The following is a 20,206-nucleotide window of genomic DNA, read 5'->3' on the forward strand; positions in this document are numbered from 1 at the left end:
TTGTAACACCAAGAAAAAATATATATTACAGATTTCAAAAAAATTCAGTTTTATCTTGTATATATTAAAAATTATTACATACAATACAAAACTGTACTATATCTAAGAGTACTCCTGTTACATATATTACTATTTATACGTTGCAAACCAAGTATTTAATTGATCCATAATATTCTCCATCGCCTTCATGTTGGAAAATTTAGGCAACTCCACTAACAAAGCTTGTTTCGGCATTGTTACATTTGGACCTTTCTTTTGGAGAACAAATATACTTTTTGCATTTTTCTCGTTTTTAAACATGGAAACAGGAAGCTGTAATAGTCCTTGAATAAAGCTTGTTTCTTTAATAAATGCATGTAATTTTGGCGCTTGATCACTTTCAAAGATAAAGTTTGGTACTAAGAAGAATAAATAGCCACCTTCTTTTGTATATTTCACACTTTGTTCAATAAATAAGTGATGTGCATAAGACATTCCTTCATCTGCTTTAAGAGTATATTCACTTGCGCCAATTTCGTTTGGATAAAATCCAACTGGTAAATCACAAACAACTGCATCTACTGGGTCAATATAAAGCGGTGCTAGTCCATCTTGATTGAAGAACTCGATTGCTTGCTTTTGTAAATTCGCATTCGCTAAAGCAAGTCTAACAAGTAAATCATCCACATCTACACCAAATCCACTTATCGTTGCACCTTCTTGAGCACCATTAAAAATTGTCGTCATTAAGTTCCCTGTCCCAATCGCAGGATCTAAAACAACGATTTCTTTTTGATCTTTCATAAATTTATGGAATAAGTAGCTCATAAACATTCCAACTGCATCAGGCGTCATTTCGTGATTGGCTTGCACGCCTTCTTTCATTCCCTTTAGAATCGCAAGTTGAAATGATTTGCGAATTTCCTCGCTTTTATATTTTTCTTCATTAAACTTACTATATTCACGATTCAACCGTTCAATTGTTGATTCAGATAATTCTTCTTGTAGAACCGCTCCTTCAAACAGATTATCCCCTGTTTCCACAAGCGCTTCTAAATAGGTTACATCCAATTCTTTACGTAAAATTACGGTAGAAGAATCAAAAATAGAAAATAATGTTTCTACTGCCTGACTCACGTACATTCCTCCTTCTGTCAATTACACATAACTTATATCATACCACAATCTAATTTTTTGCCAAAAGAAAAAGCGACCCCTTTTTAAGAGCTCCCTTTTCAGATTTTAATTTTATATCGACTGTTTCTTCTTATATATCAGCGCTTTTTCAGTACATCGGCGTTCGGCACTATATGAGAAAAAACGACCTCTTACATAGAGGTCGCCTTCATTTACATTACTTAGCAGCTTTTGCTGCTTCTAATGCTGCTTCGTAATTTGGATGGCTTGTACCTTCGCTTACGTATTCTACGTAAACTACTTTGTCGTTGCTGTCTACTACGAATACTGCACGAGCAAGTAAACGAAGTTCTTTCATTACTACACCGTAAGCTTCACCGAATGAAAGGTCACGGTGATCAGAAAGTGTTGCTACATTTTCTAAGCCGTTCGCTGCACACCAGCGTTTTTGAGCGAATGGTAGGTCTACACTAATTGTTAATACTTTTGTGTTTTCAATACCAGCTGCATCTTGGTTAAAACGACGAGTTTGCGCATCGCATACACCTGTGTCGATAGATGGTACAACACTAATTAATTTCACTTGACCTTTGTATGTTTCTAAACTTACTGGAGATAAGTCGTTTGCTAGCACTTGGAAGTTTGACGCTTGATCGCCAACTTTAACTTCTGTTCCAACTAAAGTGATTGGGTTACCTTTAAAAGTTACGTTTGTCACTTGAAAATCCTCCTTTTAATAAAACAAAGTATGTATAGTGTTAATAATAGTCATAATGATTCTAAAATACAAATGAAACTAACTCAACTTATATATTTTTTCAAAAAAGATGCCACTTTCATAATTCAGCACAAAAAAAGAAGGGCCTTTATTTAGCCCTTCTTCTCAGAAATTCATCCTCTATATTTCAAATTCTGGTTCGTCGCCTTTTCGCTTCTCCATCATTTCCTTCACTTTATCAACAGCTTGCGGTGCTAACTCAAGGATTTTATCAATCACATGTGTCTGTTGATCTAAGTGTAATACTTTTACGCCTTGTCCATTTATAACGAGAAAAGCGACTGGGTTAATGGAGACACCACCACCACTCCCTCCTCCAAATGGATGACGACCGGAGCTTTCTACTTTTCCAAACTCGCTCCCGCCAGCAGCAAACCCAAAGCTCACTTTAGAAACCGTTAAAATGATGCTCCCATCAGCCGCTTTAATTGGATCGCCGATAATTGTATTTACATCAGTCATTTGTTTTAAATGCTGCATTGCAGTTGTCATTAAACCTTGAATTGGATGATCCATTTTATCCCCCTATGCTTGTACAGATTTTTCTGTTATACCAGATTTTTGTTTTCTCATAAACAAGAGTAACTTCACCCCTGCTACTAGGGCACGATATATATGAAAGGATGCTGTTAATTCACCTTTCGATGCAAATCCCTTCCCTTGAAACACAGGTGTAATCTCAAACTCCGGTACATCGATAACATGTGTATATTGTCCCAAGGCCCCCGCAGTCATTCCTTTTATTCCCCATGCATATCCAGTAACAATTCCAGTACTAGCTGCATCCCCAGTTCCAATTTGCGAATGCCATCTCCACTTATTGATTTTCACTTTTTTAAGAAAACCTTTAATGATAGTATGGATTTCTTGAAGCTTTTTTATCAGTTCCCCGACACTATCAAGTTGCGCCATAATTTTATTTTCTATACCGCCATCTTTCTCTGCCTTTTCAATTTTTTGTTCGGTCTTTTTTTGTTGTTTTTCAATTCTTTCCAGTACATCAAATGTATATCGAATCATCCATATTTTCACTTGAAATAAACATTGTTTCTCCATTTCTGAATATAAAAACGTCACTTTAAGCGATAGTTTCGACAATAGTATAAGTAAAACGAGCAAGAGAAGAATTCCAATTCCAATCACAAACCACTTCATTTGTATCATCCTTTCACTCCACATCCATTATCGACAGGTTCAAACAGGATTAAACAAGTAGTTATAAAATTGAATATAAAAATTTTTCTAAAAACAAAGAGGGATTTTGACATTTTATATCGAAATATATTATTTGAGCATACCATCAGAGTTTTTCTAATGGAGCACCACGTTAAATTTGACTGCAATGGAGGGATACACAATGACAGATCGCCGCAATTTATTTTTCTTTTATGGTGATGACAAAGCAACGCTTGTCGAAAAAATGAAGCCAATATGTCGTATTTTAGAGGAAAATGGATTTACCATATTAGATCATCCAAAAAATGCAAACGCTATCGTCAGTGTTGGAGATGACGGCACCTTCTTACAAGCCGTTCGTAAAACAGGTTTTAGAGAAGATTGCTTATATGCAGGGGTTTCTACGAAAGATGAAATTTCTTTCTACTGTGATTTCCATATTGACCATGTCGATACAGCCCTTCAAGAAATTACACAAAATGAAATTGAAGTGCGAAAATATCCAACAATTCAAATAGATGTTGATCATGACACATCTTTCCATTGTTTAAACGAGTTTTCTTTACGCTCTAGCATCATTAAAACATTTGTAGTTGATGTACATGTTGATGATTTATATTTCGAAACATTTAGAGGAGACGGTTTAGTCATCTCTACACCGACAGGAAGTACAGCTTATAATAAATCATTGCACGGCGCAGTTGTTGATCCATTAATTCCATGCTTCCAAATAAGCGAACTTGCTTCTTTAAATAACAACACATATCGTACACTTGGATCACCGTTCATCTTAAATCATGAACGTACATTAACGTTAAAGCTTGCTCCAGACGGTAATGATTATCCTGTTATCGGAATGGATAATGAAGCGCTTAGCATTAAACAAGTCGAGAAAGCAGTTGTTCGTTTAAGTGATAAACAAATTAAAACAGTAAAACTAAAAAATAATTCGTTCTGGGAAAAAGTACAGAGAACGTTTTTATAAGATGAAAAATGAGTGCTAGGAGATTCCCTAGCACTCATTTTTGCGTCACATATTTTCGAACGGTCGCTATTATTTTTGATACACAATCTGACCATCTATTACAGTTGCCGTAACTTGTATATTTTTTATATCTTCTACTTCAATTTCAAATACATTACGATCCATTATGGTGAAATCCGCTTCATACCCTTGGGCGATTTTACCACGCTCGTTTTCTTTTCCAATCGTATATGCACTTCCGGTCGTAAAGAGTGAAACAGCTTCAAATACCGATAGACGCTCTTCTGGTATATAACATGTTCCATCCATAAAACTTCGGCGCGTTACGGCACTATACATCCCTAAAAACGGATTTACTTGCTCGATTGGGGCATCTGATCCACCGCCGCAATGCAAACCTGCACGGAGCAATGTTTTCCAAGCATACGCATAACGAAGACGATGCTCTCCTAGTTTTTCAATAACAGATGGGAAATCAGACGAGACGAATACAGGCTGAATATCAATGATTGCTTGTAAGTTCTTCATACGTTCAATTAAATCTTCACGAGCAAGTTGACAATGAATAATACGATCACGCAGCCCCTCTCCGGGAGGATATAACTCCAGTGCATCAATTACATATTCAAGGGATAAATCACCGATTGTATGAATCGCAACTGGCATCCGTAGATTACGTGCTTTCTTCACTAATTCCGCGAGCTCTTCACGAGAAAAAATAGCTACTCCATTTGTTTCCTTCTCATCTTCATACGGTTCACTTAATAAAGCCGTTCTTCCGCCAAAAGAACCATCAGAAAAAATCTTCATGGCTCCAAATTCAATATAATGCTCATTTTCATATTCTTTTCGTTCTTCTGCCACTTCATGATGAACGAGTAAATGTGCTTTAAAAGGCGTTTCTTTTATAACGTATGGAAACGCATTGTACGTTTTTCGAAAACTGCCGTAATAATTTAAATCCTCTGTATGTCCACCCACTAATCCGTACTTCCAACAATCTCGAATAGCTGTTTCTAGTGCTCTTCGTAAATATGTTTCATCTATTTCAGGCTGAAGATGCTTAATTAATTCTTGGCCTTGTTCATATAAAAGACCTGTTAATTCATTTGATGAATCCCGGCCAATTTTCCCGCCTTTTGGGTCCTTCGTCTCAACCGTTATATTTGCTTTGTCAAGTATGTAAGAGTTCACCCATGTAACATGTCGACAAACACGTTTTAATAAGATAGGATGTTCTTTCGAAATCGCATCTAAATCACGGACATGGACGTTTTTAGTATCTGTGAAATTATTTTCGTTCCAGCCCTCACCAATAACCCAAATATCCTCTGCCACTTCGTTAACCCGCTCTCTAACGAGCAAAAGCATTTCCTGATACGACGTGCATGCAGATAAATCTAATCGAAGTAACCTTTCTCCATGCCCAATAAGGTGCATATGACTATCCACAAGGCCTGGAATCATCGTTCTTCCTTCTAGATTATGCACCCGCTCAGGCTCATAACGACTTTCTAACTCTTTTTTATTCCCCGTATCTATAATCATCCCATCTTCTACATACACAGCTTCAACCATTTCGTTCTCTTCACTCATTGTATAAATATGTCCACCGAACCAAATCTCCCCCATCTTCTCTCCCCTTTTTCTTTTAGTCTACGAAATTTAAGTGTAGAAAAAAAGCACCACTTTACAAACATGGTGCTTTTCCAAAAATGAATTTTAATTAGCCGGGATTGTTGTTACTTGCCATTCTACGTTAAATTTATCTTTTACTTGTCCATACGCCGGGCTCCAGAAAGTTTCTTGAATTGGCATAATTACTTGACCGCCATCTTGTAATTTTCCAAATACTTCTTTTGCCTTTTCTGCATCGCTTAATCTAATCGCTATCGTTACTTGCGATCCAATTTCGTGTGGTTTACCTGGGAATGTATCTGAAATCATAAGGTCTGTATTACCTACTTTTAAATGCGCATGTAAAACGCGTTCCTTCACCTCATCTGGAACAGTAAATCCTGGAGTTTCAGGCATTTCTCCAAAAGTTTGAATGACTTCAACTTTTGCATCCAATGCATGTTCATAAAACTTCACTGCTTCTTGTCCATTACCATCCAAAACTAAATACGGATTAATACCTAAAATCATAAAAAACACCTCTTTTTTCAATTTTTCAGTAGTCATTTTAAACCCAAACAAGAACATACGTTCTATCAAATGATATCATAACTTTACATGCACTTGCAACAATCTAAATCCATTTTTTCTTACTTTAGCCCTAATCCCATTTCTTGTTTTCTAAGTTCGACGCGTCTAATTTTTCCGGAAATTGTTTTTGGTAGTTCGTCTACAAATTCAATTTTGCGAGGGTATTTATATGGTGCAGTTAATTCTTTAACGTGTTCTTGAAGTAAAGGAATCAGTGTATCTTCTTTTTCTTGTACATTTTCTCTTAAAACGATAAATGCCTTTACGACACTTCCGCGGATTTCATCCGGACTTGCCACAACAGCACACTCCCTTACATACGGGTGTTTCACAAGTGCATCTTCGACTTCAAATGGCCCAATTGTATAACCAGAGCTAATGATAATATCATCACCGCGCCCCTCAAACCAAAAATAACCTTCTTCGTCTTTTTTCGCTTTATCACCTGTAATATAATAATCGCCACGGAATTGCATCGCTGTCCGCTCATCATCTTTATAATATTGCTTAAAAAGTGCTGGCGTTTCAATATGAACAGCAATATCTCCTACTTCTCCAATGGATACAGGTTTTCCTTCTTCATCTACAATATCTACATGATTACCTGGCGTCGGTTTCCCCATCGACCCTGGCTTAATCTCCATTCCTTTCATAACGCCAACAAGTAATGTATTTTCTGTTTGGCCATAGCCATCCCTGACGGTAACATGAAAATGATTTTGGAATGTTTCTATTACCTCTCGGTTCAGCGGCTCTCCTGCCGATACAGCACTATGTAACGCTGATAGATTATATTGCTGCAGGTTCTCTACTTTTGCCATTAAGCGATACTCTGTCGGCGTACAACAAAGCACGTTCACTTTATTATCATCTAATAACTGTAGATATGTCTTCGGTTCAAATTTACCGTGATATACAAATCCTGTTGCTCCAGAACCGAGCGTTGCTAAAAACGGGCTCCAAATCCACTTTTGCCAACCTGGACTAGCCGTTGCCCATACAACATCATTCTCTTCTATTCCGAGCCAATTTGGAGCGCTTGTACGTAAATGCGCGTAGCCCCAAGCATGTGTATGAACGACGCCCTTTGGATTTCCTGTTGTTCCTGATGTGTAAGATAAAAAGACCATATCTTCTCGGTCTGTCTTAGCCATCTCTAATTCGTCACTTTCTATTTCTAATACGTCTTTTAAATTGATCCAGCCATCTACTGACTGCTCGCTCAGCGCAAACTTTTGTAGAGACTCCACCATCTCTACACCGTCAAATTGTTCGATATACGGCCCATAACTGACAATTGCCTTTACTTCTCCATGCTGAATGCGATATTCAATATCTTTTTTGCGAAGCATTTCTGAACTTGGAATAACTACAAATCCGGCTTTAATTGCGGCAATGTATGTCATATACGCTTCAATTAACCGTGGCATCATAATGAGAAGCTTGTCCCCTTTTTGTAAGCCACTCTTTATAAAAGCGTTTCCAATTTTATTCGCACCTTTTATTAATTCAAAGTATGTAACCTCTCGTCTATTCCCCTTGTCATCCTGCCAAATTAAAGCAAGTTTCTCTTTTTCATTTGTATATTTTTCTATCTCCGCAACTAAATTGTAAGACGGCGGCGCTAATAATTCCTCTCTCTTCATAACAATCATCCTCCTTAATCTCTATCTCCCTTCTATAATAAAGAATTTTCAGTAAATTTTGAACCCTCTTCTTTTGACAAATTTTTTAATGGTATTTCGACAAAAAAGAAGGAGCGGGAAAATCCGCTCCTTCTAAGCCATCATATATGGGATTATTTGTGGAAACCGCCTAATTGTTGCTCAGCTAGTGAAACTAGACGTTTTGTAATTTCGCCACCAACAGATCCGTTAGCGCGAGATGTTGAATCAGCTCCAAGTTGAACACCGAACTCTTGAGCGATTTCGTATTTCATTTGGTCTAATGCTGATTCAGCACCAGGAACCGCTAATTTATTTGTGCTTCGTGCCATATGGTATCACCTCCTTGTGAGTATAGAGTGTGATAAACCATAGGACTTCATACATTTTCAGATATGGTAATTTATGGTTTCAAAAGATATTCAAAAAGTCCGGTAAAGATAACTGCCGTATTTCTTCGCCTTCGTCGCCAGTCCAGTACTCATGTAGTTCACTCTACACGCCGCATCCTCCTGACCTCCGCGTCTCGAACTGCTAAGCTCTCTTTATCCTCCTTTTGAACAAACACTTTTAGAAAAGATCTTCAAATTGTTCTTCTTCAGCCACTTCTACTGTTTGTAGTACTATTTTTTCTGTATTAGCAACAGCAGCTTCAATAAGTGGTGTAAAGTCATATTTTGATTCAAAGCGATTTGCTTTTTCACGCTTCGGTTTTGTCGCTGGGCTCGCTGGTGTGAATACTGTACAGCAGTCTTCATACGGACGAATCGAAATATCATATGTTCCAATTTGATTTGCAATTTTAATAATTTCTAGTTTGTCCATCGTAATAAGCGGACGAATTACTGGATAGTTTGTCACTTCATTAATTGTATGCATACTATCTAACGTTTGGCTCGCTACTTGTCCAAGACTTTCACCCGTTGTAATTGCAAGTGCATTACGCTCTTCTGCAATGCGCTCTGTAATACGCATCATCATACGGCGCATTACTGTCATAGAATAACTAGATGGAATTTCTTTATTAATTGTTTTTTGCACTTCCGTAAACGGAACAAGGTGAAGCGTCAAACGTTTGCAGTATTTCGTTAACTCTTGGGCTAAATCAATTACTTTTTGCTTCGCACGCTCACTTGTAAAAGGTGGACTATGGAAGTGAACTGCCTCCACTGATACACCGCGCTTCATTGTTAAGAACGCAGCTACTGGACTATCGATTCCGCCAGAAAGAAGCACCATAACTTTTCCTCCAACACCAACTGGTAATCCACCTGCGCCCATGCGCTCATCACACATAATGTAGCTATAACCACTGCGAATTTCTACGCGAACATTTACATCTGGATTGTGAACGTCCACTGTGATGTCTTCTGTATTATCTAAAATATACCCGCCAATCTCAGGAAGTAATTCCATCGTTCGCATTGGGAAATGTTTATAAGAACGGTGCACTGTAATTTTAAATGTTTTCACATCGCCTTTTACTTGTAAGAAAGCCGCTAGCGCACCTTTTTTAATCTCTTCTAGTTCTGATGGTACTTTCATCGCTAAATTAAACTTATGAATACCAAATACGTCTTGTAATCTCTCTGCAATCGCCTCATGATCTTCACCATTTAATTGAATGTACATGCGATCATGTGTTGCATCGATTTTGATATTTGGGAATTTCTTTAATTTAAATTTCACGTTCTCTTTTAACGTGTTTACAAACTTAGAACGGTTTTTTCCTTTTGTCGTCATTTCACCGTAACGCACTAAAATATATTCATATTTCATCATGTTTCTTTACCTCATCACTTCGTATAATTTTGGTAATGTTTCTTTTATAATTTCTTCGAATTGCATTACTTCTTCCATCGTATTTTCAGATGCTAAACTAATGCGAATTGCACTTGCTGCTGCTGCACGCGGCACGCCCATTGACTCTAACACGCGGCTTACTTCATTTACTTTTGAAGAACAAGCTGATTTTGTTGATACATATACGTCTCGTTCTTCTAGAGCATGAACCACTACTTCTGGTTTTAAACCAACGAATGATACATTTAAAATATGCGGTGCTGCATATTGAAGGGATGTATTAATCGTTACATCTTCCATGCCCTCAAAGAAACGGACAAGCTCTGCTTGTAACTTCTGTAAACGGTCACTTTTTTCTTTCATATGTTCCATTGTCATACGCAATGCTTTTACCATTGCCACAATACCAGGTAAATTCTCTGTACCAGAACGATAACGGAGCTCCTGCTGACCACCTGATAAAATCGGATCTAATCTTACTCCATCGCGTACATATAAAAGTCCAGTTCCCTTTACGCTATGAAATTTATGTCCCGATATCGAACAAAGATCAATATGCGAGGCATATAGATCAAGCGGTACTTTTCCGATCCCTTGCACGTGATCTACATGGAATCTTATTTTCGGATAGTTCGCTAGCAATTTACCAACTTCAGAAATAGGCTGAATCGCTCCTGTTTCATTATTAACATGAATCATTGAAACAAGAATTGTATCCTCACGAAGCGCTCGTTTTACATTTTCTACTGATACAATACCATGTTCATTTACAGGTAAGTATGTTACATCAAAACCGAGCCCTTCTAATTGTTTATATGCTTCAAACACAGACGCGTGTTCAATATTTGTTGTAATAATATGTTTACCACGAGAGCGATTCCTCATCGCTATTCCTTTAATCGCAAGGTTATTTCCTTCCGTTCCACCCGATGTGAAGATAATTTCGGAAGGTTTAACATGAAGAAGCTGCGCTGCAATCGTTCTTGATTGTGTTAATAAACGCTCTGCTTCTCCCCCGAGCGAATGAATAGAAGAAGGATTCCCAAAGTATTTTCCTGCAACCGTTACATACGATTGAAGGACTTCTGGATATGGTTTCGTTGTCGCACTATTATCAAAATAGATCATCGTTCTTCTCCTTTCAGCGCTGTCACATCATATAATCATATCACAAACACGTGTAATTACGCTAAACATACTCAAAGGTTTCATTTTTTAATATACAAGCATAATTTTATATTTTGAAACGAAAAACACTGCTGTATTCCGCTATTCATTATAGCAATATCGCTCTAGAATTTACACAAATCCAGCACAAAAAAACAAACCCCTTTTTCATCAAGGGGTTTGTTCGCTGTCTACAAATTCAGCAATCTTTTGAACAACACCAGGTTCAAGTTGTTCTAAAACAGAAGCTGCTTGTTCTAATGCAGCATCATATTCATATTCACGGAACAATCTCTCTGCATTCTCTAAGCTTTGGGATAAATCCGTATCATGACTACGATAACGATTACCATACTGGATTAGCTTTTCTACTAAATACGCCTGTCCAATTAACTCCTGCGTTTTTTCATATACACCATTTACGATTGCATATGCTTCTTCTAACATGCTATTTACAACCTGCATATTCAGCGGCTTTAATTCTAACTGTCCATAAACACCTTGCATTGCCTCTTGCCCTCTTTGTAAATCTTCCATAATGCTTTCTGGAAGACCTGGTAAGTTAGACTTTTGCATAAAGCGTTTTGCTTCTACAATCATATGACGCATTTCTTGTAACTTTTCACGCGCCTCAAATTCTTCTTTACGCATCGTTTGCAACATCTCTTTATATTCTACATGAAGGACCTTTAATGTTTCACATTGCTCATAAATCTCTTCCAGTTCTTCACGAATGACAGAGAAAGCAATATCTTGCTCAGCAATACGTAATTGCAATACCTCAAAGCGCTTCATTAAAATATGCATTTGTTTTTCAATCAATTTTTGTGACTCAATATCTTTATCTTGCAACTGATAGCTTTGTTTCACAAATTGCGTTTCGGATTTTGTTTCAATTGCTTTTTCATGAATTTCCTCTAAATCTTCATAAACTGTAACTGATTTTTTCTCTACATAATGCTTCGCATGCACTTCTTGTTCTAATTGATCATACAACGTATCCAGACGCTTTTTTAATCCCTCTATTTTCTCATTAGCTTCTGTTATATGAAGTTCTTCCAAATCAATCAGACATGTTTGTAGTTGTTTGTTCATATCTCGTAATTCTTTAGGGATTTCTAAATGATTTAATACATATCCTTGACGCTTCATATCATCATGACCTTGTAATAAATCATCTAATTGTACTGGTAATGTCGCTTGACACTCGACTAATAGATCAGGAACTTCATGAATGATAACTTCTAAGCTCGCTAATCCATCTTCCAAACTTTTTACAATGTCACGCGCCTTTAAATAATCACCGTTTTCTGTTGTCTCATCAAATTCTTGAAATTTCGCCAGTTCTATATCAAGTAACTCTTCAATTTTCTGTTCAGATTTTCCAAACATATGACGATGAGCAAGTACACTTTTTTTCATACTACGATATGTATCACGTAACTCTTCAATTTCCGAACTATTTTTCTCATAGCTCTCTAACAATTGTTGCAGCTCATTTAAAATCTCCATAATGCGGTTATCCGCTTCATCTAAATCACGAATGGATTCACTCATCAAACGCTTTGCTTTTCGGAAGGAAAATTGTGAGGCTGACTTTTGGGCGCTTTCTAATGTTTTATCAGCTTTTGGTAGAAGGTTTGTAACAATTTCATCCCATTCTTCACGCCATTTCCCAAACAATTCTTCTGTTTGGCCAGTCATATTTAAATCCTTAACCCGTTTCAACTCATCTGCAACAGGTTTATCTTTTATTTCTTGTTTCCACTGCTCAAGTGCTTCAATATCTTTATATAAACGATTTCTTATCACGAGCTCTATCATGAGCAGCACTAGAATAGAGCTTACTACGATGATAACGATCGTCAGGATAGAATCCATGTAAATTAGCCTCCTATTATATCTCTTTTTTTGTCCGTTCCGTTTATGAAATGGAAGGCATTATGTACAAAAAGGGGAATCCCCTATATTTAACAACTAACAATGTACTAATCATATCATGTAATGACGTGTTTTTGACCTAGTTTTTTTTAAAATTTCATGTTTCTTTTGATCCGTTTGTAATATTACTTCCTAAAAATTTCTGTATCTCTTTTTCAAATATTTACTGTAACGCCTTTAATAAGGACATCTCTTCCCTATGTGATATAAAATAAATTACTCTCGTTAACGTTGGTTCCACATGCATAACACGAATCCCAGCTTGCATAGCTTGCTTCACTGCAATTTCTGGTAATAACGTAATACCAAGGCCAGCCCGAACCATCGCAAGCATCGGCTCTGCGTATGATGTTTCTACAGCAATAGTAGGTTTAACACCCATTCCTTTGAATGTTGTCATAATCATTTTTCTGATATCACAAATTTCCGGATAAATAATAAGTTTTTCATGCTGTAAATTCTTTATTTGAATCGTATGTTCGTCTTTATAAGCATGTTCATTTGAAACCACGCAAACAATACTTTCTCTTTTTACTTCTTTTACAAACTTGGCTCCTTCCACTTCCGAATCAATTAACATTGCATCAATCTTTCTCTCACGGAATAACTCCATTAACACTTTCGTATGTTCAATTTGCCACTCTACTTCGTATGTTTCTAATATACTCTTACATTTTGATATGTAATGAGCAGCTAAACTTGGCAATACTCCAATTGAAATCTTTTTCTTTTCTTGATACTCTTTCAGCTCTCCCTTCACTTCATTTATTTGTTCTATAATTGGCTCAATACGTTTTATAAATAGCTCTCCAGCATCTGTTAACTCCACTCCTTGTGTAGAACGTTTTAATAATTTAACTTCTAAATCCGCCTCTAATCTTTGAATTTGTTTACTAAGGGCTGGCTGTGAAATATGCAGACGTTTACTCGCTTTCGATAAACTTCTCGTATGTTTCACCTCAATAAACGATTGTACTGCTTCAAAATCCATCTGATATACACCTCTAACCAAAAGTTATAACCGCTATAACAAATCAATATTTCCTGTCCATAGAAAGTGAGCGCTATACTCATCTCATGCTTATTTTTATGAACTCACTATATCGAAATAAGAAGGAGAAAGATACTCGTGGATAAAAAACAAATACTATTTGGCTCTCTTTTATGCTTACTCGCTGTAACAGCTTGGGGATTTATGTTTCCAGTTATGGCCAGCGCTCTACAATTTATTGATCCATTCTTTTTTACTACTTTTCGTTACGGATCAGCAGCTATCATTTTTATTATTCTTCTCTTCATAATTGAAGGAAAAAGCGCCTTTCACTTAGAAAAACAAGCCTTCTATTTATTATTCTATGGTACAGTCGGTTTTGCTGGATACGGATTTCTTGTTTTCTACGGACAGCAATTGGCAGGACCTTCTGGGGCTATTCACGCAGCCATGATTCAGTCTCTTATGCCAATACTCGCTTTATTATTACAATGGGTCTTAAAGAAGAAAAAACCACAAAACTATACATTCCTTTGTATGTTTTGTGCACTGATAGGTGTGCTACTTGTTATTTCCAAAGGTAATATTCATATGTTATTTGGAGCAGCAGGACATGTTTCAACAAATATACTTATGCTCTCTGGCGTTATTTGTTGGGTTATTTACACAAACGGCGGTTCTCATTTTCCAACTTGGTCGCCACTTCGCTATACAACACTCACATGTTTATTTGGATCCATTTCGTTAGTTTGTACTGTCATTGTACTAACATATATGAAATTCATTTCTATACCTACATTTTATACAATCGCTACAGTTCGATTTGAACTATTGTATATGTCCATTATCGCTGGTGTTGTCGCCGTCTTTTGCTGGAACATGGGAAATCGCCTTATTTCTTCTATTAACGGCATCTTATTTATGAACTTAGTCCCTGTGCTCGCACTTATAGGTTCCATTTTTCGGGGCTATCAAATTGAAATAATTGAAATAATTGGAGCGATAATTACAATTATCGCTTTACTATGCAACAACTTATGGCAACGAAAACAAGAACGTATACAAGAGGAAATTAAGCCTTGAAACACACGCCACAAAATACCCCCACCTACAATATGGCGGGGGTATTCTACATATGAACTGCTCGCGGCAGAGGATAATACATATGTAGTCTACATAATGTTTGTTCCATCCATTGCTCTACTTCTTTCGTATACATTTCCAAAAAGAATGTTTCTGACGGAAACGAATGCAAGACTTCTGTTATATATTGCGGATATAAATATGGCATGTTTATCATACCCTTTAATTGCGTCATAAACATTGTAAAAGACACTTTCTGAAACTCCTGCTGCATTTGTCCCTGCTTAATGATTTGCTCTATATAATATCTTTCTTTAGAAAAATAAACAGTCATCACTTCCCGGATTAACGTTGTATCAAGTGAAAGCTCACGGTAAAAGAATCGAGTAAGTTCCCTATGTTCAAACTGATAGCGCAAAATGCCTCGTACAATTTGATTCAACACTTCTTTAGCTGGTAAGTACTCTCTTTGTTCAAATGCCCTCTCAATTACTCCGATATATCCTTCTAAAAAATCCGTTATAAGCTGTTCTAATAAACCTTTCTTTCCAGCAAAATAATATGAAATATTAGCCACATTCACATTCGCCCGCTTTGCAATATCGCGCACCGATGTCCCATCATACCCTTTCGTGTAAAACAACGAAATTGCCGCATCAATTACTTTTTGTTTCGTCTGCTTCACGTGCTCACTTCCTCTCACTCTGAACAGCTATAGTTTAAATTTCTTGACTTTTAAGACAAATTCCTTTAATTTTCTATCGACAAAGTCATATGAAATACAGCGTATTTTGCTATGATTTTACATTTCTCGATAGAAAGGGTGACGTTTCCATGTTTACAAAAGAAAGTTATACAGGCTCACGTGAAGAGCAATACGAAACGGTAATTAAGCAACTTAATGCATTGTTAACTGGTGAATCAAATGTAGTTGCTAACTTAGCAAATGCTTCAGCTCTTTTAAATCAATTCTTAGAGCGTATTAACTGGGTTGGCTTTTATGTAACAGAAGGAACAGGGCTTGTACTTGGACCATTTCAAGGAATGCCAGCATGCGTTCGCATCCCATTTGGGCGCGGTGTTTGCGGCGTAGCAGCTGAAACAAAAACAACACAGCTTGTTGCAGATGTTCATCAATTCCCAGGGCATATCGCATGTGATAGCGCCTCTAATTCCGAAATTGTTGTACCGATTATACAAGAAGGCAACGTCATCGGCGTACTAGATATTGATAGTCCCGAAAAAAACCGTTTCGATGAAGTAGATCAACACTATTTAGAGAAATTTGTGGAAACGCTCCTAAAACATATGTAAAAGAGAAGAGCCATCGATTCCGTAAATCGATGGCTCATTTTTCATTCTCCATTCACATGAGAAAATGTATTCGATAGCTTCTGTAACGCGTACGCTAAATCAGAAACAATATCCTCCCATGATTCTAATCCGACAGACAAGCGTATTAAATTATCAAAAATCCCCATTTCATGTCGTACTGCCGCTGGAATAACAGCGTGCGTCATCGTTGCTGGATGTTGCACTAACGTCTCTGTGTCACCGAGACTCACTGCAATTGTAATGAATTGCAACTCATTCATGAACGCCTGTGCTTCTTCTTTTCCACCTTTAATCGTAAATGAAATCACACCGCCCCCGCGTTTCATTTGGTGAGATGCTAGTTCTCCTTCTGGATACCAAACTGATGCAACACTTTCGTGATTCCGCAAAAACTCTACTACTTTTTCTGCATTCTCACAGTGTCGATCCATTCGTACAGCTAGCGTCTTTAACCCACGTAGCAAGAGCCACGCATCAAAAGGTGCCATAATCCCCCCAATATCTTTTCGAATCGGGCGAATTTGTTCAGCTAGTTCCCTCGTTTTACAAACCGTCACACCTGCAACAACATCCCCATGGCCACCAATATATTTCGTAGCACTATGAAGAACAACATCACAGCCAAGTGTAAGAGGTGTTTGTAAATAAGGTGAGCAAAATGTATTATCGACAATGACAAGCAATTCATTTTGTTTTGCCACTTTAATAACCTTCTCTAAATCGATCAGTCTCATTGTTGGATTAATTGGTGTTTCAACAAATATTATTTTCGTATTCGGACGTATGCTTGACTCAATCTCTTCTTCTGTTTCCATATCACATAGTGAATGGGTAATCATAAATTTCTCTTCTAGTACTTCTAAAAACCCGTACGTACACCCATATAATCCATTCGAGCAAATGATATGATCTCCAGCACGTAAAAACGCAAGAAGTGTCGCCGAAATCGCTGCCATTCCAGAACCGAACGCTAGCGCCGATTCTCCCCCTTCTAAAACAGCCATGCGATCCTCGAACAATTCCACAGTCGGATTTCCAAGTCTCGAATAAATATAAGATGGATCCTGCCCAGCGAAACTCGCTTCTCCTTGCTGCGCTGTTTCAAATGTATACGTTGAAGTTTGAAATAGTGGTGGCGTTAAACTCCCTTTATGCAGCTTGGAATCATACCCGTGATGAATAAGCGCTGTTTCTATATGTTTCTTTTTCATACAAACATCCCCCTTATGTTCTATTTTATGTAAGCGTTTTCTCTATGTTGCTATCCTTTCTTTCATACGGCTTCGAATTCCTTCTTGCAATTTCCACAATTTCCATGAATAAAACAAAAAAGAACTCGCTTGACGAAATTCCAGCAAAAAGATATAATAGCGTTTGTGTAAAATAAAAAGGCAGCCTTGTAATATGAGTTTATCGTTTGTATTTTGTTCCTCTGTTGTGAGGTGTATCTCGTAACTCCCAGCTGCTGGAGCGAAGGTACATGAAAACAAAATACCCGTAAATATCAATTACGCCTGTTTTTATTTTACGAAAATAAAAACACTAAAGGAGGAGTCAACTATGGCTCGTTATACAGGTCCAGCTTGGAAACTGTCTCGTCGTCTTGGAATCTCTCTAAGCGGCACAGGTAAAGAATTAGAAAAACGCCCTTACGCACCAGGTCCTCACGGTCCTAACCAACGTAAGAAACTTTCTGAATACGGTTTACAATTACAAGAGAAACAAAAACTTCGTCACATGTACGGCATGACTGAGCGTCAATTCCGTCGCACATTTGACCAAGCAGGTAAAATGTCAGGTAAACACGGTGAAAACTTCATGATCCTTCTTGAAGCTCGTCTTGACAACCTAGTTTACCGCATGGGCTTAGCTCGCACTCGTCGCGCTGCTCGTCAATTAGTAAACCACGGTCACATCATGGTAGATGGCGCTCGCGTAGACATCCCATCTTTCCGTGTTAAACCAGGTCAAACAATTAGCGTTCGCGAAAAATCTCGCAGCCTAGCTGTAATCAAAGAAGCAATCGAAGTTAACAACTTCGTACCTGAGTACTTAACTTTCGATGCTGACAAATTAGAAGCTACTTTCACTCGCCATGCAGAGCGTGCTGAATTAGCTGCTGAAATCAACGAAGCATTAATCGTAGAGTACTACTCTCGTTAATGACAAAAAGCCGATCTTCGGATCGGCTTTTTTCGTTCTTATAGTGCTGTTTAAAAAGGAGGATAAAGATAGCTGCTTGCTATCTTTATCCTCCTTTTTGAATTTCCTTATATATATAATAATATTATTTATTTTCTTCTTGTTTCTCCACATACACATAGGCATCCTTTGGACTTGTATGTATATCACCTTTTGTATTCTCAGCAAGCTGCCCCGCATTTAGCAAAGAAAAGATGATGAGCGCTTCTAGTGACATTTTGTTTTACCACTCCTTTCTTTTTACTTATACTCTTATGATACTCCTTACATGTGATTTTCGTATGAACATGAAAAGGAGATTAAAACAAAAAAAGCTTTGAGGATAAATCTCCTCAAAGCTTTTTATTAGTAACGAATTAAGAAATATTTCTTTTTACCGCGGCGGATAATTGTAAATCTACCTTCGATGCGGTCTTTTTCTGTTACAACATAATCCAATGCTTGTGTACGCTCACCGTTTACGTAAATTGCACCATTTGTCACATCTTCACGTGCTTGACGCTTTGATGGTGAAATTTTGCTTTCAACAAGCAAATCGATTAATACTGTATCTTCTGCACTACGCTCTACAGATGGTACATCTTTGAAACCTTGCTCGATTTCGCTTGCAGTTAATTCAGCTACAGAACCGCTAAATAAAGCTGCAGAAATTTTAATAGCTTGCTCTAACGCTTCCGCCCCGTGAACAAGTTTTGTCATTTCAGAAGCTAATGCTTTTTGCGCTGCACGTTTTTCTGGTGCTTCAGCTACTTGTTTTTCTAGCTCAAGAATTTCTTCATGAGATAAGAACGTGAAGTATTTTAAATATTTTACAACATCGCGATCATCTGTGTTAATCCAGAATTGGTAGAACTCGTAAGGCGTTGTTTTTTCTGGGTCTAACCAAATCGCGCCGCCTTCTGTTTTACCAAACTTCGTACCATCAGATTTTGTAACAAGTGGAATTGTTAAACCGAATGCTTTCGCATCTTCTTCTGATTTACGAATTAATTCAAGACCCGCTGTAATGTTACCCCATTGGTCACTACCACCAATTTGCAGACGGCAACCTTGTTGTTGATATAGATTTAAGAAGTCGTATGATTGTAAAATCATATAACTAAATTCAGTAAATGAAATACCTGTTTCTAAACGAGATGCAACTGTATCTTTTGCTAACATGTAGTTTAAACCGAAGTTTTTACCGATGTCACGTAAAAATGTAATTACATCTAAATTCCCAAGCCAGTCATAGTTATTTGCCATTGTTGCTGGGTTTTCTACATTTTCAAACTCTAAGAAGTTTGAAAGCTGATTTTTAATGCTTTCTGTGTAGTAAGCAACTGTATCTTTCGTATTTAATGTACGTTCTGCTTTTTTACCACTTGGGTCTCCGATCATTCCTGTACCGCCACCAACAAGTGCGATTGGTTGATGACCAGCTAATTGGAAACGACGTAACATTAATACTGGTAGCATATGACCGATGTGTAAGCTGTCCGCTGTTGGGTCAAAGCCACAGTATAATTTTACACTTTCTTTTTCTAATAATTGTTGTAAACCTTCAGCATCTGTTTGCTGATTAATTAGTCCGCGAAATTCAAGATCTTGTAAAATACCCATATCCTACATACTCTCCTTTAAATTAATCGAGCGCGAAATTTGAAAACATAAAAAAATCGCCCCTCAAATAAGGGACGATTTTGATTATCGCGTTACCACCCTAGTTGCAAGCAAAAGCCTACCACCTCATTCACATAACGGCTCAGCACCGTCTT

At 37.4% G+C, this 20,206-nt stretch carries 20 protein-coding genes and 1 other annotated feature (1 of these 21 running past the window's edge); of the genes, 4 read left to right on the forward strand and 16 right to left on the reverse strand.

The window, feature by feature from the left end; all coding sequences use genetic code 11:
* Positions 1-129 precede the first annotated feature (129 nt).
* The 4 genes from BLV40_RS05520 to BLV40_RS05535 all read right to left on the reverse strand — a co-directional run bounded on the left by BLV40_RS05520 (position 130) and on the right by BLV40_RS05535 (position 3,058).
* On the reverse strand, positions 130-1,116 hold the full coding sequence (locus BLV40_RS05520) for a class I SAM-dependent methyltransferase (RefSeq protein ID WP_139265469.1): 987 nt from the start codon (positions 1,114-1,116) through the stop codon (positions 130-132).
* A gap of 217 nt (positions 1,117-1,333) precedes the next feature.
* Positions 1,334-1,834: a thiol peroxidase gene (gene tpx, locus BLV40_RS05525; RefSeq protein WP_026593675.1), complete on the reverse strand. Its 501-nt coding sequence runs from the start codon at positions 1,832-1,834 to the stop codon at positions 1,334-1,336.
* A 180-nt stretch (positions 1,835-2,014) separates the two neighbouring features.
* Entirely contained in the window at positions 2,015-2,410 is a 396-nt protein-coding gene (ytfJ, locus tag BLV40_RS05530; protein WP_090687904.1) for a GerW family sporulation protein, read from the reverse strand.
* 9 nt (positions 2,411-2,419) lie between these two features.
* Positions 2,420-3,058: a DUF2953 domain-containing protein gene (locus tag BLV40_RS05535; RefSeq protein WP_090687907.1), complete on the reverse strand. Its 639-nt coding sequence runs from the start codon at positions 3,056-3,058 to the stop codon at positions 2,420-2,422.
* A 193-nt stretch (positions 3,059-3,251) separates the two neighbouring features.
* Here BLV40_RS05535 and BLV40_RS05540 point away from each other — a divergent pair, with 193 nt between their 5' ends.
* The gene (locus tag BLV40_RS05540; RefSeq protein WP_026593678.1) at positions 3,252-4,055 is read left to right on the forward strand and encodes an NAD kinase; all 804 of its coding nucleotides are present in this window, start codon (positions 3,252-3,254) and stop codon (positions 4,053-4,055) included.
* Between the two features lie 69 nt (positions 4,056-4,124).
* On the opposite strand, the gene BLV40_RS05545 is transcribed toward BLV40_RS05540, so the two are convergent.
* The 8 genes from BLV40_RS05545 to BLV40_RS05580 form a co-directional block, all read right to left on the reverse strand.
* Positions 4,125-5,687: an amidohydrolase gene (locus tag BLV40_RS05545; protein WP_090687909.1), complete on the reverse strand. Its 1,563-nt coding sequence runs from the start codon at positions 5,685-5,687 to the stop codon at positions 4,125-4,127.
* A 90-nt stretch (positions 5,688-5,777) separates the two neighbouring features.
* Positions 5,778-6,203 (reverse strand): VOC family protein, encoded by a 426-nt coding sequence (locus tag BLV40_RS05550; RefSeq protein ID WP_026593680.1) that lies wholly within the window; start codon positions 6,201-6,203, stop codon positions 5,778-5,780.
* Between the two features lie 119 nt (positions 6,204-6,322).
* Positions 6,323-7,909 (reverse strand): acyl-CoA synthetase MbcS, encoded by a 1,587-nt coding sequence (locus tag BLV40_RS05555; protein ID WP_026593681.1) that lies wholly within the window; start codon positions 7,907-7,909, stop codon positions 6,323-6,325.
* Positions 7,910-8,061: 152 nt separating this feature from the next.
* Positions 8,062-8,259, reverse strand: coding sequence for an alpha/beta-type small acid-soluble spore protein (locus BLV40_RS05560; protein ID WP_017153881.1), 198 nt, complete (start codon positions 8,257-8,259; stop codon positions 8,062-8,064).
* Positions 8,260-8,497: 238 nt separating this feature from the next.
* Positions 8,498-9,709 carry a tRNA uracil 4-sulfurtransferase ThiI gene (gene thiI, locus BLV40_RS05565; protein ID WP_026593682.1) on the reverse strand — a complete coding sequence of 404 codons (1,212 nt, stop codon included), beginning with the start codon at positions 9,707-9,709 and terminating at the stop codon, positions 8,498-8,500.
* A gap of 6 nt (positions 9,710-9,715) precedes the next feature.
* Positions 9,716-10,858 carry a cysteine desulfurase family protein gene (locus BLV40_RS05570; RefSeq protein ID WP_090687912.1) on the reverse strand — a complete coding sequence of 381 codons (1,143 nt, stop codon included), beginning with the start codon at positions 10,856-10,858 and terminating at the stop codon, positions 9,716-9,718.
* A 210-nt stretch (positions 10,859-11,068) separates the two neighbouring features.
* The gene (gene ezrA / locus BLV40_RS05575) at positions 11,069-12,778 is read right to left on the reverse strand and encodes a septation ring formation regulator EzrA (protein WP_090687914.1); all 1,710 of its coding nucleotides are present in this window, start codon (positions 12,776-12,778) and stop codon (positions 11,069-11,071) included.
* A 223-nt stretch (positions 12,779-13,001) separates the two neighbouring features.
* Complete coding sequence (locus BLV40_RS05580) at positions 13,002-13,829, reverse strand: LysR family transcriptional regulator (RefSeq protein WP_090687917.1); 828 nt, start codon at positions 13,827-13,829, stop codon at positions 13,002-13,004.
* A 138-nt stretch (positions 13,830-13,967) separates the two neighbouring features.
* Between BLV40_RS05580 and BLV40_RS05585 the strand changes: the two genes are divergently transcribed.
* On the forward strand, positions 13,968-14,912 hold the full coding sequence (locus BLV40_RS05585; RefSeq protein WP_090687920.1) for a DMT family transporter: 945 nt from the start codon (positions 13,968-13,970) through the stop codon (positions 14,910-14,912).
* Positions 14,913-14,958: 46 nt separating this feature from the next.
* Here BLV40_RS05585 and refZ read toward each other — a convergent pair whose 3' ends face one another.
* Positions 14,959-15,597 (reverse strand): forespore capture DNA-binding protein RefZ, encoded by a 639-nt coding sequence (refZ, locus tag BLV40_RS05590; RefSeq protein ID WP_026593687.1) that lies wholly within the window; start codon positions 15,595-15,597, stop codon positions 14,959-14,961.
* A 149-nt stretch (positions 15,598-15,746) separates the two neighbouring features.
* On the opposite strand from refZ, the gene BLV40_RS05595 reads away from it, so the two are divergent.
* Positions 15,747-16,226, forward strand: coding sequence for a GAF domain-containing protein (locus tag BLV40_RS05595; protein WP_090687923.1), 480 nt, complete (start codon positions 15,747-15,749; stop codon positions 16,224-16,226).
* A gap of 41 nt (positions 16,227-16,267) precedes the next feature.
* Here BLV40_RS05595 and megL read toward each other — a convergent pair whose 3' ends face one another.
* Positions 16,268-17,458 carry a methionine gamma-lyase gene (megL, locus tag BLV40_RS05600; protein ID WP_090687926.1) on the reverse strand — a complete coding sequence of 397 codons (1,191 nt, stop codon included), beginning with the start codon at positions 17,456-17,458 and terminating at the stop codon, positions 16,268-16,270.
* A gap of 349 nt (positions 17,459-17,807) precedes the next feature.
* On the opposite strand from megL, the gene rpsD reads away from it, so the two are divergent.
* Positions 17,808-18,410 carry a 30S ribosomal protein S4 gene (rpsD, locus tag BLV40_RS05610; RefSeq protein WP_090687929.1) on the forward strand — a complete coding sequence of 201 codons (603 nt, stop codon included), beginning with the start codon at positions 17,808-17,810 and terminating at the stop codon, positions 18,408-18,410.
* Positions 18,411-18,534: 124 nt separating this feature from the next.
* On the opposite strand, the gene BLV40_RS05615 is transcribed toward rpsD, so the two are convergent.
* Positions 18,535-18,666 carry a hypothetical protein gene (locus tag BLV40_RS05615; protein WP_026593691.1) on the reverse strand — a complete coding sequence of 44 codons (132 nt, stop codon included), beginning with the start codon at positions 18,664-18,666 and terminating at the stop codon, positions 18,535-18,537.
* 128 nt (positions 18,667-18,794) lie between these two features.
* Positions 18,795-20,051, reverse strand: coding sequence for a tyrosine--tRNA ligase (gene tyrS, locus BLV40_RS05620; RefSeq protein WP_090687932.1), 1,257 nt, complete (start codon positions 20,049-20,051; stop codon positions 18,795-18,797).
* A 67-nt stretch (positions 20,052-20,118) separates the two neighbouring features.
* Positions 20,119-20,206 (reverse strand) — a binding site (T-box leader) (it continues 138 nt past the right edge of the window).

The sequence above is a fragment of the Bacillus sp. 166amftsu genome (genome assembly GCF_900107445.1).
GTDB lineage: Bacteria > Bacillota > Bacilli > Bacillales > Bacillaceae_G > Bacillus_A > Bacillus_A arachidis.